Origin of the sequence: Streptomyces sp. NPDC058231 (assembly GCF_042882275.1) — a bacterium.
Classification (GTDB): domain Bacteria; phylum Actinomycetota; class Actinomycetes; order Streptomycetales; family Streptomycetaceae; genus Streptomyces.
Genome location: NZ_JBHVWN010000024.1, coordinates 84556 through 99783, shown reverse-complemented (window position 1 = coordinate 99783; position 15228 = coordinate 84556). Strand labels below are relative to the sequence as shown.

At 69.7% G+C, this 15228-nt stretch carries 11 protein-coding genes and 1 pseudogene; 5 read left to right on the top strand and 7 right to left on the bottom strand.

All coding sequences use genetic code 11. The features are described 5' to 3' along the window. Together ACFVXE_RS18550 and ACFVXE_RS18545 are read right to left on the bottom strand one after the other, a co-directional pair. Window positions 1-534: pseudogene (locus tag ACFVXE_RS18550) on the bottom strand (hypothetical protein); the annotation flags it as partial. A gap of 217 nt (window positions 535-751) precedes the next feature. After that, complete coding sequence (locus tag ACFVXE_RS18545) at window positions 752-1363, bottom strand: LuxR C-terminal-related transcriptional regulator (protein ID WP_389672214.1); 612 nt, start codon at window positions 1361-1363, stop codon at window positions 752-754. Between the two features lie 432 nt (window positions 1364-1795). Between ACFVXE_RS18545 and ACFVXE_RS18540 the strand changes: the two genes are divergently transcribed. Further along, window positions 1796-3301, top strand: a complete 1506-nt coding sequence (locus ACFVXE_RS18540; protein ID WP_389672213.1) for an FG-GAP and VCBS repeat-containing protein — start codon at window positions 1796-1798, stop codon at window positions 3299-3301. On the opposite strand, the gene ACFVXE_RS18535 is transcribed toward ACFVXE_RS18540, so the two are convergent. From ACFVXE_RS18535 to ACFVXE_RS18515, 5 genes are all read right to left on the bottom strand, one after another. Continuing rightward, entirely contained in the window at window positions 3274-4164 is an 891-nt protein-coding gene (locus ACFVXE_RS18535) for an isocitrate lyase/phosphoenolpyruvate mutase family protein (protein ID WP_389672212.1), read from the bottom strand. The genes ACFVXE_RS18540 and ACFVXE_RS18535 overlap by 28 nt on opposite strands. 59 nt (window positions 4165-4223) lie before the next feature. Further along, window positions 4224-4505, bottom strand: coding sequence for a hypothetical protein (locus tag ACFVXE_RS18530; protein WP_389672211.1), 282 nt, complete (start codon window positions 4503-4505; stop codon window positions 4224-4226). Window positions 4506-4600: 95 nt separating this feature from the next. Then, window positions 4601-5545 carry an adhesin gene (locus tag ACFVXE_RS18525; RefSeq protein ID WP_389672210.1) on the bottom strand — a complete coding sequence of 315 codons (945 nt, stop codon included), beginning with the start codon at window positions 5543-5545 and terminating at the stop codon, window positions 4601-4603. Between the two features lie 75 nt (window positions 5546-5620). Further along, window positions 5621-7480 carry an MFS transporter gene (locus tag ACFVXE_RS18520; RefSeq protein ID WP_389672209.1) on the bottom strand — a complete coding sequence of 620 codons (1860 nt, stop codon included), beginning with the start codon at window positions 7478-7480 and terminating at the stop codon, window positions 5621-5623. Between the two features lie 156 nt (window positions 7481-7636). Then, window positions 7637-10258, bottom strand: a complete 2622-nt coding sequence (locus ACFVXE_RS18515; protein ID WP_389672208.1) for a serine hydrolase — start codon at window positions 10256-10258, stop codon at window positions 7637-7639. Between the two features lie 193 nt (window positions 10259-10451). Here ACFVXE_RS18515 and ACFVXE_RS18510 point away from each other — a divergent pair, with 193 nt between their 5' ends. The 4 genes from ACFVXE_RS18510 to ACFVXE_RS18495 all read left to right on the top strand — a co-directional run bounded on the left by ACFVXE_RS18510 (window position 10452) and on the right by ACFVXE_RS18495 (window position 15159). Further along, entirely contained in the window at window positions 10452-11174 is a 723-nt protein-coding gene (locus ACFVXE_RS18510; RefSeq protein ID WP_389672207.1) for a GPP34 family phosphoprotein, read from the top strand. Window positions 11175-11393: 219 nt separating this feature from the next. Continuing rightward, the gene (locus tag ACFVXE_RS18505) at window positions 11394-12263 is read left to right on the top strand and encodes a helix-turn-helix domain-containing protein (RefSeq protein ID WP_389672206.1); all 870 of its coding nucleotides are present in this window, start codon (window positions 11394-11396) and stop codon (window positions 12261-12263) included. A gap of 272 nt (window positions 12264-12535) precedes the next feature. Further along, window positions 12536-12742, top strand: a complete 207-nt coding sequence (locus ACFVXE_RS18500) for a DUF397 domain-containing protein (protein ID WP_389672205.1) — start codon at window positions 12536-12538, stop codon at window positions 12740-12742. Between the two features lie 845 nt (window positions 12743-13587). Next, window positions 13588-15159 carry a sodium:solute symporter family protein gene (locus tag ACFVXE_RS18495; protein WP_389672204.1) on the top strand — a complete coding sequence of 524 codons (1572 nt, stop codon included), beginning with the start codon at window positions 13588-13590 and terminating at the stop codon, window positions 15157-15159. Window positions 15160-15228: the final 69 nt, after the last annotated feature.

The window sequence follows — 15228 nt, the reverse complement described above, 5'->3', positions numbered from 1 at the left end:
CGCCGCGTTACCCGCGACATTGCCCTGGACATTGCCCTGAGCATTGCCCGCCGCGTTACCCGCGACATTGCCCTGGACATTGCCCTGAGCATTGCCCTGGGCGTTACCCGCGACATTGCCCTGGACGTTGCCCTGGACATTGCCCTGAGCGTTACCCGCGACGTTCCCCTGGACGTTGCCCTGAGCATTGCCCCTGACGTTGCCCTGGACATTGCCCTGGACATTGCCTTGCACAAAGCGGGCAAGGTTGGGGAACGGCCGTCCTACGGGAACGAGGATGACGAGAGGGTTGCCGGGCCCAGGAACATTGGCCGTGGAGAAGCATTTCAGATCCGCCAGGTTTCGCTTGAAGCACACGAGGCGGTCCGGCATCTTGGCTACACCGCGGGCGTGGCCCTTCTCTGCCTGTTGGGCAGATACAGCGCGCGTGTTCTGGGGTGTGTCGCTGGAATACGCGGCTGTAACGCCGATCGTGCTTGCCGTCAAGCAAGCGGCTGCCGCGACACCGATGCTCTGCCATAGCCTCTTCTTCATGGTCAGCCCCTTGAGGATTCGGGAGATCTCGACTGGGAAGCCGCACAAGCCGTGTGACACGAAGCTTTGCTTGCAGCGCCTGTCCGGAGCTGCCGCATCGCGTTCCCAACACAAGGCTTGTTCACGTCGCCCAGAAGAACAAGGGGCAGAAATGCTGGTCTGGGTGAGGGTAGAACTGCCGACTTTCCTGTGGGTAGAACTGCCTACCCACCCGGAGTCAATCGCCGGTCAGGCCGTAACGGAGCGCCAGCCGGGTCAGATCCGCTCTACGGTGAGACCCACTCTTACTACGGAGTCGGTCCAGATGCGAATGCACTGTGTTTTCGGTGATGTTCAATTTGGCGGCGATCTCCCGGTCCGTGGCGCCACTGGCCAGGAGCTGCAGGATCTGCCTCTCGCGGTCGGTTATACGGGGTGGCGGTGAGGGCAGGATCTGGCCGTTGAGATGGGTGGAGAAATAACTGAGACCCGAGGCCACGGCACGGATGGCTGTGAGCAGCTCCGTCTCGCCGATTCGCTGCCCCAGGTAACCTCGTGCGCCTGCCTTGATGCACAGAACCACGTCCGACTGCGTTTCGGAGTCCGACAGCACGATGACCGGATGGCCTTGCCGGTGCAGCCTGGCAACGTCATGGGATGTCTCCCAGGTCGGCTGCCTCAGGTTGAGCAGGACAACCTCTTCGCCGTTCCCCTCGCTGCGATGGTCCCCGGCCTTCCCGACCGAGGTCACAATCTTCAGATCCGGCTCAGGGTTGATCACGTGCGCGAGGCCGTGAAGAAGCAGTGGGCAGTCACTGATCACGCTGATGGGCGTCAGAGGTGCGTTCATCGAGGTCCCAGGGGAGGCAGGAACACCCGCCACGCGACAAGCGACGGGGGCGACGGCCGGTGGTCCTACCGTCTGCACCCAGGTTGGACCCGTTCGTGACCATCGGCGCGATGATTAGGCCAGGCGGCTCACCTGGCCCGAGCGGGGCGGCCTGTGCGCTTCGATGGGGCCCCACAAGGGCTGTCCCGTAGGCATATCGATGCTCCGAGGCCGGTCACGGCAGGTGACACCCACGGTTGCCCGGACTGCGCCCATGGCACCCGGGAGCGCCACCACACACCCCCCACGCCCGCGCCCGAGGCCCTCTCGTCCCCCTGGTCCCCCCGATTCATGAGCCTGTACAACCCCCGGGCCCCTTCAGCGGTCCCCTCAACGGTGAACAGCCCGTGCACGCGACACAGAGTCCCAGGAAACCCGGGCGATTCGCACCCGATGACTTCGGAAGTCCGACGGGCCGTCGGCATGCCGCAGGAGAAGAAGATCCGTATGCACCAGCGCCTCCGTGTCACCCTCGTCACCGCCGCCGCGGCCGCCCTCACCGGTGGACTGCTCGTCGCCGGAGCGGGCACCGCCGCCGCCGCGCCCTCCGGGCTGCAGGGCGACTTCAACGGCGACGGCTACCGCGACATCGCCGTCTCCGCGCCCCGCGCCGCAGCCGGCGGCAAGGGCGGAGCGGGGTACATCGCCGTGGTGTACGGCACCAGGAACGGCCTCGACAAGTCGAAGCACGCCCTCATCAGTCAGGCCACCACCGGTATCACCGGCGTTCCGGAGGAGGGAGACGCCTTCGGGGCCCAGCTCACCACCGGCGATCTCGACGGCGACGGATACACCGACCTCGTCGTCGGCGTGCCCGAGGAGCGGATCGGCTCCACCCGCTCGACCGGGGTCCTCACCGTGATCTGGGGCAGTCCGACGGGCCTCAGGGCGTCCACCGACATCGCGGCACCGATGCCCGGGGACCAGCGCAACGCGCTGGGGCTGGGCGTCGCCGCCGGCGACTTCGACGGGGACGGCAGGACCGATCTGGCGGCCGTCAACAACGCGTACAGCGATCTGTTCGTCTTCAGGGGGCCGATCAGCCGCACCGGGGAGAGTGCGGGCAGGACGGAACTCTCCGTCACGCACTCGACCGGCATCACGCCCAGGAGGCTCGTCGCCGGGCAGGTCGACGGGGACCGTGCCGCCGACCTGCTGGTCATGGGGATGCGGGAAACGGACGGGGACTACGTCAACGCCGGTGTGCTGTACTCGGGCCGTGCCACCGGCCTCAAGGAGGTCGGGACCGTCGCGGGCGGCCGCGCCGGAGTCATCGCCGACGTCGACAAGGACGGTTACGGCGACATCGTCACCGGCGAACCCATGGAGAAGCGCGCCCAGGAGCCGGACGGCGGCCACGGGGGCGCGCTCACGGTGACGTACGGGGGCGCCGACGGCCTGTCCACCCGCCCCCGGGTCCGTATCGACCAGGACACCCCCGGTGTCCCCGGTGCAGCCGAACGGTTCGACGAGTTCGGCTGGAGCCTGTCGGCGGGCGACACCGACGGCGACGGGTACGCCGATGTCGCCGTCGGCGCGCAGAGCGAGACCCTGGGCACCAGCACCTTCGGCGCGGGCATGGTCACCGTGCTGCGCGGCTCGGCCGCCGGGCTGACCGGCACCGGGTCCAGAAGCTTCACCCAGGACACGGCGGGAGTTCCCGGCGTCGCCGAGGACCATGACCACTTCGGCGGCGCCGTGCAGCTCGTGGACAGCAACAACGACGGCCGCGCGGAGCTGGTGGCCGGGGCCTACGGAGAGAACGGCAACGCCGGTTCCGCATGGCTCGTCAAGGCCGGTGCGAGCGGCATCACCGCCACGGGATCCACCTCGTTCGGCTCGCTCTCGGTCGGCGGACCCGGTGGCTTCGGCTACTTCGGAGAGGTACTGACCGACTGACCGTCCGCCCGCCCCGGGTTCGGGGCCGGCCGCCGCGTGCTCAGGCTCTGCACCTGTGCGTACGTCGGTACGTCCCCGAACCCGGACCCGCCCACCGGGCGGCCCGCCCCGATGTCAGCCGCGACGCCCATCGCCGCACCCAGTGCCGCCCGGTACAGCAGCGAGCCGAGACTCACCCTCCGTACCCCCAGGTCGCCCAGTTGCGCGACCGTGGGGCCGGACGGCGAGTACAGGATGTTCAGCGGCACGTCCACGTTCCGCACCAGCCCGGCGATCAGCGACGGGTCGGACAGGCCCGGCACGAACACACCGTCCGCACCGGCCTGTTGATAGGCGTCGAGGCGGCTCGCCGTCCCCGTTGCGTGTTCACCGCCGAGCCAGTGCGTGTCGGTGCGCGCGTTCACGAAGAGGTGCGGCGCCGCGGCCTTGACCGCCGCGATCTTCGCAGCGTGCAGTTCGACAGGGGCCAGCGTGCCGTCGGTCCTGCCGTCCTCCAGGTTGATGCCGACCGCCCCGGCGTCCGCGAGCTCACGGGCCAGCTCGGCCACCTCTGCCGGGTCGTCGCCGAAACCGCCCTCGGCATCGACCGAGAGGAGGTACGGGCCCGCCCCCAGCCGTCGGGCCAGCAGCAGCGTCTCCGCCCGGGTCGCCCCCGTACCGTCGGGCAGTCCGGCCGCCGCGGCCACCGCGAGGCTCGTGGTGCCGATGGCGCGGAATCCCTGCGCTGCCAGGGCCTGCGCGGAGGCGTGGTCCCAGGCGTTGGGGAGCAGCAGCGGCACACCGTCCGACGGGTGGTGCAGCTCGGTGAAGGCCGCGAAGGCGGCAGGGCCGTTCGCGGAGGTGCCGTCGGTCGCCGTGTTCATGGTCCGACGGTAGGGGTGTAACGCTTCGGCGGGCGCCGAACCGTGTCACGACCCGCCGGTCAGGAGGCCGTGACGCCTCTCGACCTCGGCCGTCGGCCCGGTGCGGCACAGGTCGGGCACCAGTAGCCCTCATGCTGGATGTGGACCCAGCCGAGCTCCTCGATGTGCGGGGAGGCGATCGTCACGCTGTGCAGGATGTGGCCGAACAGGTCGGTCGCGATGTCCGGCGGCGGGTCCGCGATGACCATGTCGAACACGGCCCGTGCCCCGCATCCCCGGCGGTCGCACCTGAGATGGAACCGCACGGGTCCGGGTGGCTCCCCATCGGTGGTCAGGCTCATGCGTCCACTATGACCGCCCGGTTGGGCCGGCAGGTGCCGTTTCCGTGTGCCCGGTGCCGGCGGACCCGGGCCGTGGCACGCGATGCCCGGGGCGGTCAGCGGCAGGCCACTTTCAGCTGCGCGGCGGCGTGATGCGCACCCACCAGCTCCCTGTCGCCCCAGTCGCGGCCACGGTCCACCAGCTGCACCGCGAAGGTGTTGCCCTTGACCGGGTAGCTGTTCACCTCGACCGGAGTGCCGCGGTGGTCGGTCTGGCGTACCGCGAAGCCCGTGTACGCGGAGTCGGCGTCGTCGGGGTCCGAGAGGACCCGGTACACGGTGGGGCTGCCCGCGACGTCACGGTCGCGGCCGCTGTTCGGCACGAAGACGGTCAGCGCGCACTCCTCGAAGCCGCGGCCCAGGTGCCAGGACCAGGTGGCGGTGTTGCCCCGGTCCTCGGTCGGGCTGCCGGACATCGGCACGGCGCTGAACCGGCCGTCGCACGAACTCCCCCGGTAACCGCCGGAGTCGACCGTGTACCAGCCGTCGTCACCGTCCTCGAACCGTCCGCCCTCCCGGTATTCACCGGTCGTGCAGCCGGGACCCGCCCAGGCGGTGTAGGTGTAGCCGCCTTTGCCGGGAGTCGTTCCGGGGGCCCCGGACCGACCGGGTGACGGGCTCCGCGGCGACGCGGACCCCGAGGCGGTGGGGTCCGCCGGGTCCGGGCCCTCCGTGCCCGCAGGTCCGATCCGGGTGGGGGCGCCGCCCCTGATGTCGCCCGGTGGCACACCCGCCCGTCCCACCGCACCCGCGCGCCTGCCGCTGTCGCCCCCCGACGCGAGGAGCGATCCGGCCGTGACCAGCGAGCCGGCCACCACCACAACTCCCGCCGCCAGCAGCGCCTTCCGGCCTCGGGGCAGTGTGGACAACCGGCCCGCCAGCGTCTCGCGCGCGATCCAGGAACCGTCCCCGCCGACCGGGCGGACCACCGATCCGCAGCCCGGGCAGACCATTCCCGGCAGCGACCCCCGCTGTTCACCACCGCACCGTTGGCACCTCATGGCAGCACACCATGCCAGGGCATCGCGCCCGCAGGGAGAGATCGCGCACGATCGCCCTGCCCTCGCGCCGCCGGCTCAGCGCAGCTCGTCCGGGCAGGGTGTGCCCGGCGACAGCTGGTACGGGGCCGCCAGCCGGTACACCCCGGGGCGCGGCGCGAGCAGTTCCGTCCACTCGTCGCCGTCCTCGTCCTCGTCCACCTTGATCAGGCAGCCGTTGGTGTTGACGAAGGTCCGTGAGCTGTCCTGGTCCACGCGGTGCTTGGACGCCTCGGTCTCCCGTGGTCGCTCCACGCTCCGGCCCTCGTCGTCGACGAGGGCGAGCCAGGGCGAGTACGGGATCCGGATCAGCACCCGGCCCGCCCGCTTCACATGGATGGTCAGCTCGCCCGCACCGGCCCGGTCCACCGTCGCGGGCGGATCGGCCAACGGCACCGGCCCGGCGACCTGGAAGAGCTGCCAGTTGGAGTCGGACCAGATCAGCTTCAGGTACGGCTGCCCCTTCTGGACCAGTTCCGCCTCCCGCACCGCTCCGCTCGCGTCGGGCTCCCCCGTGGGGAGCACCACGTAGTGCACGGCCCAGCGGTCGAGCCACCGACGGTAGTTCGCGGAGTTCAGGGTGTCGTCGTAGAAGAGCGGGTTGCGATCCATGTCGGCCTGCCGGTTCCAGCCGCGGGCCAGGTTGACGTACGGCGCGAGCGCGGACGCCTCCCGGTGGCTCCTCGCGGGCACCACCTCGACCCTGCCGCGTTCCGCGCCGACCGTCTGGAGCTCGTTGACCAGCGGGGCCAGCTCACGGGTCCATGACGCGGCAGGTGCGGTACGGACTATGTCGTCGACGCCCTTGAAGCCGATCCAGACGTTCAGCCCGACGAACGTCAGGAGCAGGGCGTACCAGCGCCGGGACCGCGGCACGGCGTACGGCAGAGCGGCGAGCAGCACGACCCCGGCGAACAGCATCGCCATCCGTGTGACGTTCGAGCCGATCTGCGAGTCGACGACGTAGGTGAGGAGGGTCCCGACCCCGTAGACGGCCGCGGCGGTGCGCACCGTGCGCCAGTCGGCGGGTACGAGGAAGAAGACGAAGACGGCGAAGAGGAACGGCAGGGACACGGTCGCCAGTGACATCGGCTGCGTCCCCGAGAACGGGAACAGCCACGCGGACAGCCCCACGACGGCGACCGGCGCCAGGCCCAGTGCGTAGGCACCCGGGCGCCGCTTGTTCAGGAACAGCGCGGCGGCCACCACTCCGAGGAACAGCCCCGCGACGGGACTGCCCGCGGTGGCGAGCCCGGCGAGCGGCGCGGCGACGGCCGCCTTCGCCCACCGCTTGTGACGCCATCGGTACGGCCAGCAGAACACCGCTGCCACCGCGCCCAGCGCGAACATCATGCCGAGCCCGAACGTCACGCGTCCGGACAGCGCGTTGCACAGATAGGCGAACACCCCCGCGAGCGAGCAGGCGACGGTGTTACGGACGGCCCGGACCCGGACCAGGATCAGCGCGGTCAGTCCCGCCGACACCGTCCCGGCGATCATCATCGTCGTGCGGACGCCGAGCACCGACATCAGATACGGCGACACCACGCTGTACGAGACGGGGTGCATGCCTCCGTACCAGGCGAGGTTGTACGCGGTTCCCGGGTGCCGTCCGACGAACTCGGCCCAGGCGTCCTGCGCCGCGAGGTCGCCGCCGCTGTTGGCGAAGAAGAGGAACCAGAGGATGTGGGTGACGGCGGCTGCCGCCGTCGCGATGGTCACCGGATGGCGGAGCAGTCGCCGGGTGCGGTTCGGCTCCGGCGGGTCGATGTGCGGTTCCGTGCGCGGCGCGGGCAGCCGGACGTCCGTACCGCCGCCACCGCTGCCGCTCGTCACGTCGCCTCGCACCTTGCTGGTCCCGGCCGCTGCACGGCCGGGTATCGGCTCCGCGGTGGTCACTACGGTCTCTCCCCGTTTCCGCCGTCTCCGTATCCCGTGCCACGTGCTCCGTACACCTGCGAGGACGCTGTACGGCGCTCTCCGGTTGTCCCGGACGCTAACACGTACGCAATCGGGAAGGGGGTGCCGGGACAGGCACCCCCTTCCCCGCGGACCTCAGCCGATCCGGGTCAGCTTCTGGCCGAACGTCGGTTCCTTCAGGTCCTGCTGGAGGGCGACCGGGGCACTGACCTTGCCGGCGCCCGATCCCACGGTCACCAGGCCGACCGCGGTGCCCGCCGTCGCGGTGTTCGAGATCTTCTTGCCGTTCCCCGTCACGGCCAGTTCGACCTTGAGACCCGGCCAGCCCATCGCCTTGAGGTTCTTCGTGGCGACCACCGGGGTCCTGCCGCCGAAGCCGTCGTCCACGTACCCGACGACATCGCCCTTCTTGACGACCGTCGCGGAGGTGACGGCCTTCTGCGCGTCCTGGATCAGCTTGAGGCTCTTGTCCAGCGACTGCTGAAGGCTGTCGTAGACCCGGCCGGTGCCGGCCTGCTGGCCCATGACGGCTCCGTAGATCCAGAGCTTCTTGCCGTCCACGATGGTGTTGGCGGACCAGAGGAGGTTGCCGCCCGCCGGGGTGGAGGAGCCCGTCTTGATGCCGCTCACACCGGGCTGCAGCAGAAGGGTGTTGTTGTTGTAGATCGTGCCGCCGATGCCCTCGATGTCGATCTGGGGCGTGTCGACGATCTGCCGGAACACCTCGTTCTGCATCACCGCCTTGGCCAGCTTGAGCTGATCGGAGGCGGTGGACACGGTGGTCTTCTTCAGACCGCTCGGGTCCGTGTACGTGGTGCTGTCCATCCCGAGCGCCTTGGCCGCGTCGTTCATCTTCGTCACGAAGGCCGCCTCGTTCGGGGCGTCCCAGCGGGCGAAGAGGCGCGCCGCGTTGTTCCCCGAGGGGATCATCAGGAGCTGGAGCAGCTGCTTCTCGGTGAGCCGCTGATCCTTCTTCAGAGGGGCCGTCGATTCCTCGGCACGCTTGGACTCGTCCTCCGCCTGTTGGTCGACGGTGATCTTCTCCCCCTCCTCCTTGCCTGTGAGGGGGTGGCCCTTGAGGACCACGTACGCCGTCATGACCTTGGCGACGCTGGCGATCGGCGCGGGCTTCTGCGCCCCCTCGGTGCCGAGGGAACCGACACCGTCCACCGTCACCGCGGACTGGCCCTGTCCGGGCCAGGCCAGGGTCGGGTCACCACCGTCGAAGGTGTACGTCGGGTCGGCCGACAGCTCCAGGCCGGGCGTCGGCAGCGGGCGCACCTCCTGCACGATCGCAAACACGATCAGCAGGAGCAGGACGAGCGGAGTCCAGATCTTGACCCGCCGGACGGCGGTGCGGACCGGGGTCTCGGGCGGCGGGGGCGTGTTCGTCAGTTCGGCCAGCAGGTCGAGCGGCGGCCTGGGCGGCATGGGCTGCTGCCGGGTCCGCTCGGCACCGCTGAGCGAAGGTGCGGGGGCCTGCGGCTGCTGGGCGGCCGGAGCGGAACCGGATGCGGGTGCGGACGCCTCGGGCTTGCGGGGCGCCGAAACGGGCCGCGCGTCGTCGCGGCGCAGCGGTACGAACCGGCTGGTGCGCTCGGCGGGGCTCTCGGGCTCGGACTCCGACTCGGGCCGGGGCTTCACCGGCGGGCGTGTGATCTTCAGCGCGGTCGTCGGCTGGTCGATCTGCTCCCGCCGGACGGCCTTGAAGACGGTCGTCGGCTGGTCGATTCCGCGCTCGCCCTCGGCGCCACCCTTGGCGCTCCCGGCGTCCTCGGTGCTCCCGGCGTCCTCGGCGTCCTTGGGGCCCTTGGGGCCCTTGGGGCCCTTGGTGTCCTTGGTGTCCTTGGTGTCCTTGGTGTCCTTGGTGTCCTCGCCGCTTCCGGCGGCGTCGGCCTGCTCGTCGGCGTCGACGGTTTCCGCGGGCTCGTCGCCCCCGTCAGCCGCGTCGCCATCGGTGTCGGTGGCCTCGCCGTCGGATGCGGGGTCCTCCCCGCGGGTCCCTGCGGCCCGGGGGCTCCCGGCCTCGTCGGAAGCGTCGTCGCCGGCGGCCTCGGCGCTGCCCTCTTCCGGGCCTTCCGGGTCAGCCGGGTCTTCCGCGGTGTCGGCGCCGTCGTCGGCAGCCGCAGGCTCACCGTCGGTCGCGTCCTGGACCTCGGCGGCATCGGACGTACCGGCGCCGGCCGGCGCGTCCGCAGCGTCCTCGTCCGGCGCGGCGCTCCCCTCCGCCGGGGTGGGGGTCACGTCCGCGGAGTCAGATCCGCCGTCGGCCGCCTCGTCGTCGTGCTCGGGTGTGTCGGTCTCGGCGTCCTCGGACGGTGCGGGCTCCTCTGCGGCGCTGCCACCGCCGCCCTTCCCCACCCAGGCGGCAACGGCAGCACGAAGCCGCGCGTCGCCCTCCTCGGGTTCGGCACTCTCCGCGGGCTCCGTGGCCCCGGATTCCGCTTCGGAGGCCTTCCCGGGCGCCTCAGAGGCCTTCTCGGCGCCCTCGGAGCCCGGCGCGGTCTCCGCGGGGTCCTCCGTCGCGTCCTCGCGGTCGGCTGCGGCCTTCGTACCGAAGACCGCCGTCGCGGAGTCCTCGCCCGCGCCCGCGGGCCTCGTACCGAACACCGCCGTCGCCGTGTCCTGCTTGCCGCTCGTTCCGGTTTCCGCCGCGGCAGCCGGTTCGCGGAAGACGGCGAGCCGCGGATCGCGTTCGCTCCGAGCCGTGCCCGACGGCTTCTGCTGCTCCGACTTGTCGGGGGACTCGCCCGCCACCGATGCCTCCTCCATGCGCCGCGGGACGCCCCCGCGCTGTCCGAACCAACCACCAGTGTCCTGTGTGAACCCTCGGCCGCGCTGCTAGACGAGAACGACATACCTACTGGTTCCCGTACGAAGCACCCAGGCGCTCTCGACAGACCAATGTGAGAGGGGTCACCCTGTCATTCATCCACGCGGGGAGGCATGGATGGGCAGGAGCCGCAGAACAATTCCGGAGGAGCTTCTGCTGCTCGCTCTGGACCCGACCACGGGTACCACAGCGCAGCCGCAGTCGCTCGACCTCGGCCTCGCCGGAGCTCAGCTAGTGGAGCTGGCTCTGGCAGGACGGATAGCCCCTGACGGGGATCGTATCGCCGTGGTGATGCCACGGCCGACAGGAGATCCGACACTGGACTCCGCACTGGAACTGCTGCGCCGACGCGGCAGCCCGGTTCGGGCCGTCCACTGGATTGGCGGACCCCGGCTGGGGTTGCGCCAGACCTATCTCTCGCATCTGGAGCGGTGCGGCATGGTGCATGCCGTGGCGGGTCAGATGTGCGGAGTGCTGCCGACGACTCGCTACCAGGCGACGGACACGGCGATCAGCCGGGAGATCAGATCCCGGCTGGACAGTGCGATCCGCACCGGCGTACCGCCGGACCCGCGGACCGCGGCGCTCGCCGCACTGGCCCACGCGGTCGGACTCGGCAAGCACCTCTACCCCGGGAACGAAGGGCGCTCATCGCGCTCCCGGCTCCGGGACCTGATCAGGCACGACCCGATGGGCGGTCTCGTCGCGCACGCCGTGATGGACGTCCAGAACGGGGCGATCGCCCAACCGCGCCGCAACCAGGCGGCGGGAGGGCCGTTGCAACCGCAAGTGCAGTCGCAGTCACGTCGCGACAGCATGGTGCACACCGCCGTCCACTAGGCCGGCGATCCGCACCGCACACCGCACCACCGCAGGAACCGCATACCGCCGCGCCGACGTCCCCAAGACCCGGTTCGGGAGCCGCACCACGCGCGGGGCAGCCGGTCACCGGCTGCCCCGCGCGCCTGCGTGTGGCCATTTCCCAGCGCAACCGGGGCCACGGGTGGCAATCTGCTGAGCAGTAGATACGCACAGCTACACAGCGGAGGTGCCGTTTCCGTGCCGACCAACGTCAATCCCACCGTCAGGCGACGCCGGTTGGGCCAGGAATTGCGCCGCCTGCGCGAACTCAAGGGCATGACGGCCGAGGAGGTGGCGGAGCGCCTGCTGGTCTCGCAGTCGAAGATCAGCCGCCTGGAGAACGGCCGCCGTTCGATCAGCCAGCGTGACGTCCGCGATCTGTGCGGGGTGTACGAGGTCGAGGACCACCGGATCGTCGACTCGCTCATGCAGATGGCCAAGGACTCCCGCCAGCAGGGCTGGTGGCATGCCTTCGGCGACATCCCGTACAGCGTCTACATCGGCCTGGAGACCGACGCCGAGTCGCTGCGGGTGTACGAACCACAGGTCGTACCGGGCCTGTTGCAGACCCGGAGCTATGCGGAGGCACTGATCAACGGCGCACTGCCGGAGGCTCCGCCGGCCGACATCGACAAGCGGGTCAGCGTCCGCGCACGCCGCCAGGACCGGATCACCGACCAGGAGCATCCACTGCGGCTCTGGGCGGTCATCGACGAGGCCGCACTGCGCCGCCAGGTCGGCGGCAGGCAGGTGATGATCGAGCAGCTGGAACAGCTCGTCGAACTGTCGCAGCTCCCCCATGTGACCGTGCAGGTACTGCCTTTCGACATGGGCGCGCACCCCGGCATCAACGGGCAGTACGCCATCCTCGAGTTTCCGGATGCCGCGGACTCCAGCGTGGTCTACATCGAGGGCGTCACCAGCGACCTCTACCTGGAGAAAGCCAATGACGTACAGCGATACAGCGTCATGTACGAGCATTTGCGGGCGCAGGCGCTGAATGTGGAGCAGACACGGCACTACATCGCCGACATCGCGAAAAAGTACGCCCGGTTGAACAACGACTGAACGTGGGCCGGATGCCGGCCGAACCCGGCTCACCGGGCACCTGATCAGCCATTCCGCAAAGTCCGTCATGCGCTGAAATGGGCGATGTAACGGGTGGGGCGGCGGCACCGTACACCGTCGCCACATCAAAGCGGAAGACCCAAATGGAATATGCCATCCGGTCGAGTGAACGGCCCTCTCGCCCAACGATGTTGGCGAGTAGCGTCGATCACGCCAACAGATACGAGGTTGGCGCCACTCACACAACTCTAAGAATCTGAACCGGAGTGAACATGGCCATTCGTCAGGGTGCTACGGACAAGTGGACGAAGTCGTCGTATTCCGGGGGCAACGGCGCTTGCGTCGAGGTCAGGTCCCCGCTCGTGCAGGCGATCGCGGTGCGCGACTCGAAGGTCCCCGAGGGCCCTTCGATCGCCTTCGTGCCCGGCGCGTGGAACGCCTTCGTGTCCGACATCGCAAAGGGCTCCATCAACGCCTGACCGATGCCCATCCATAGAAGATCGCGGCGCGGCACCGGTGTCGGTGCCGCCGGGAGCCCTCTCGACTGGTCCGCCGTCCTGGCCGAGGGGGCTCGCCGCTCGACCCGATCCACCGCGCGCCGACGACGCCGGCCCGCTTCATAAGGAACTCAAGGAGCGGGGAATTCCGCGGCGACGCACTCAATGACCCGGCAGACGGCCCCGCGCCGCATACGGGGAACACGGCGCCGCCGGCTGGACATGAGGTCCGCCGGCGTAGGAGCAGGCGCGGCCCACCTCACGCGCCGAGGGCGTGCAGGAGGCCGAGGCGCCGGGAAGGCTCACCGGACGGATGGCAGCGCCGGGGGCCGGCAACCGCCGGTGACGCGAGTGAGGGCGAGGCGGTCCCGCCCCGCCCGGGACCGGACTCAGGCGTGCAAGGGCAGCCACCGCCGGATGCCGACGGCCCTACGCCCCGAGGCCGGCCGCACCGAATGCGCCGACCGGGCCGAGACGGCCCGTCTGCGGTAGTCGCAGCTCTCCCCCTTCGCGGCCGCACGGGACCCGCATCCCGTGCGGTCTTTCTGTGCTCTGCGGTACTCCTGATCGTTCTGTACAGCCTGACGAAGTGCCCGCTCATCGTGTGGCCCCCGTCACGTCCGCGACAACGCCTCCGTAGGTCAAGAACAAGTAAAATCGTTCGACTTACTGATTGGCGTTCACATCCCTGATCGCGAAAAACCTTGACCGAGGGCCCGAACAGACGGTTCAATCCCCGATGTCCCCGCTCCCGCACGGGGCCCCGCTGAACGGCCGTACTGACGAAGTGCGCACCCGTTCACAAGGCGGACCCCAGGAGGGGGCACATGAACAGTCTCGACTGGGTCGTGCTCATCGGCTACTTCGGCGTGATGATTGCGATCGGACTCTGGTCCCACAAGCGTGTGGACAACGTCAGCGACTTCTTCACGGCCGGCGGCAAGATGCCGTGGTGGCTGTCGGGCATCTCGCACCACATGTCCGGCTACAGCGCCGTGATGTTCACCGGTTACGCCGGCATCGCGTACCAGTTCGGCGTCACGTCGTTCGTGACCTGGTCGCTGCCGATCGCCATCGGCATCGGCATCGGCTCCCAGCTCTTCGCGCCCCGGCTCAACCGGCTGCGCTCGCGGCTGCATGTCGCGTCGCCGCTCGAGTATCTGAAGAACCGCTACAACATCCCGACGCAGCAGGCGCTGGCCTGGTCCGGTCTGCTGCTGAAGATCGTGGACGTCGGTGCCAAGTGGGCGGCCATCGCCACCCTGCTCTCCGTCTTCACGGGCATCACGATCGGCCAGGGCATCTTCATCACCGGTGCCATCACGGCCATTTATTGCACCGTCGGCGGGCTGTGGGCCGACGCGCTGACCGAGCTGGGGCAGTTCGTCATCCAGCTGCTCGCCGGTGTCGCGATGCTGGTCGCGGCCATGAGCAAGCTCGACGGGTTCAGCACGCTGTGGACCGTCTGGGACAAGCTGCCCGAGGGGCACACGGACCCGACGGCCGGCCCCTACACCGTGACGTTCCTGCTGGCGTACCTCTTCATCAAGACCTTCGAGTACAACGGCGGCATGTGGAACCAGGCCCAGCGCTACATGGCCACGGACTCCGCCGCCTCCGCGAAGCGTTCGGCCCGGCTCTCCGCCGTGCTGTGGCTGGTCTGGCCGACGGTGCTGTTCTTCCCGATGTGGTGCGCCCCGCTGCTGGTCCACGCCCAGAAGCCGGACGCCTCCGACAGCTACGCCCTGATGACCGAGCAGCTGCTGCCGCACGGTCTGCTCGGCCTGGTCGTCGTCGGCTTCTTCTCGCACACGATGGCCATGTGCTCCTCGGACGCCAACGCCATCTCGGCCGTCTTCACCCGGGACATCGCCCCGGTCCTCTCCAAGTCGGCCCGCACCTGGAGCAACCGCACCGGTCTGCTGGCGGCCCGGGTGTCCACGCTCGGCTTCCTCGGTCTGTCGATGGCGCTCGCCACCCAGATCAACCAGCCGACGTTCAAGGACATCATCTCCGTCGTCATCAAGTGGGTGGCGGGTCTGATGGGCCCGATCGCGATCCCGTTCATGCTGGGTCTGCTGCGCAGGTTCCGTAAGTCGGGCCCGACGGCGGCGCTGGTCAGCTGGGCAGCGGGACTGCTGGCGTTCTACTTCACCAACTACAACTTCGACGGTTCGGTGAAGACGGACGTCGCGCTGCAGTACCAGGTGGCGCTGCCGCTGGCGATTTCGCTGGTGCTCTACATCCTGATCGGCTTCATCAAGCCGGAGGACACCCCGGAGCGCGACGCGCTCATCGAGGAGATCAACTCCGACGGTGACGGCGCCTCCGCGAATGCGATGGTTCCGGCCCAGGCCGGTCCCGGCGACGCCGCTGTCACGGAGGGCGTGAAGGACTGACCCGCTCCACGCGGGCCAGGGGGCGGGGTACGGACGCGGCGGCGTCCGTACCCCGCCTTTCACGTGTGC

Coding starts and splice junctions, on each gene's coding strand:
- ACFVXE_RS18545 (WP_389672214.1), bottom strand. CDS start 1,363: ATGAACGCACCTCTGACGCCCATCAGCGTGATCAGTGACTGCCCACTG.
- ACFVXE_RS18540 (WP_389672213.1), top strand. CDS start 1,796: ATGACTTCGGAAGTCCGACGGGCCGTCGGCATGCCGCAGGAGAAGAAG.
- ACFVXE_RS18535 (WP_389672212.1), bottom strand. CDS start 4,164: ATGAACACGGCGACCGACGGCACCTCCGCGAACGGCCCTGCCGCCTTC.
- ACFVXE_RS18530 (WP_389672211.1), bottom strand. CDS start 4,505: ATGAGCCTGACCACCGATGGGGAGCCACCCGGACCCGTGCGGTTCCAT.
- ACFVXE_RS18525 (WP_389672210.1), bottom strand. CDS start 5,545: ATGAGGTGCCAACGGTGCGGTGGTGAACAGCGGGGGTCGCTGCCGGGA.
- ACFVXE_RS18510 (WP_389672207.1), top strand. CDS start 10,452: ATGGGCAGGAGCCGCAGAACAATTCCGGAGGAGCTTCTGCTGCTCGCT.
- ACFVXE_RS18500 (WP_389672205.1), top strand. CDS start 12,536: ATGGCCATTCGTCAGGGTGCTACGGACAAGTGGACGAAGTCGTCGTAT.
- ACFVXE_RS18495 (WP_389672204.1), top strand. CDS start 13,588: ATGAACAGTCTCGACTGGGTCGTGCTCATCGGCTACTTCGGCGTGATG.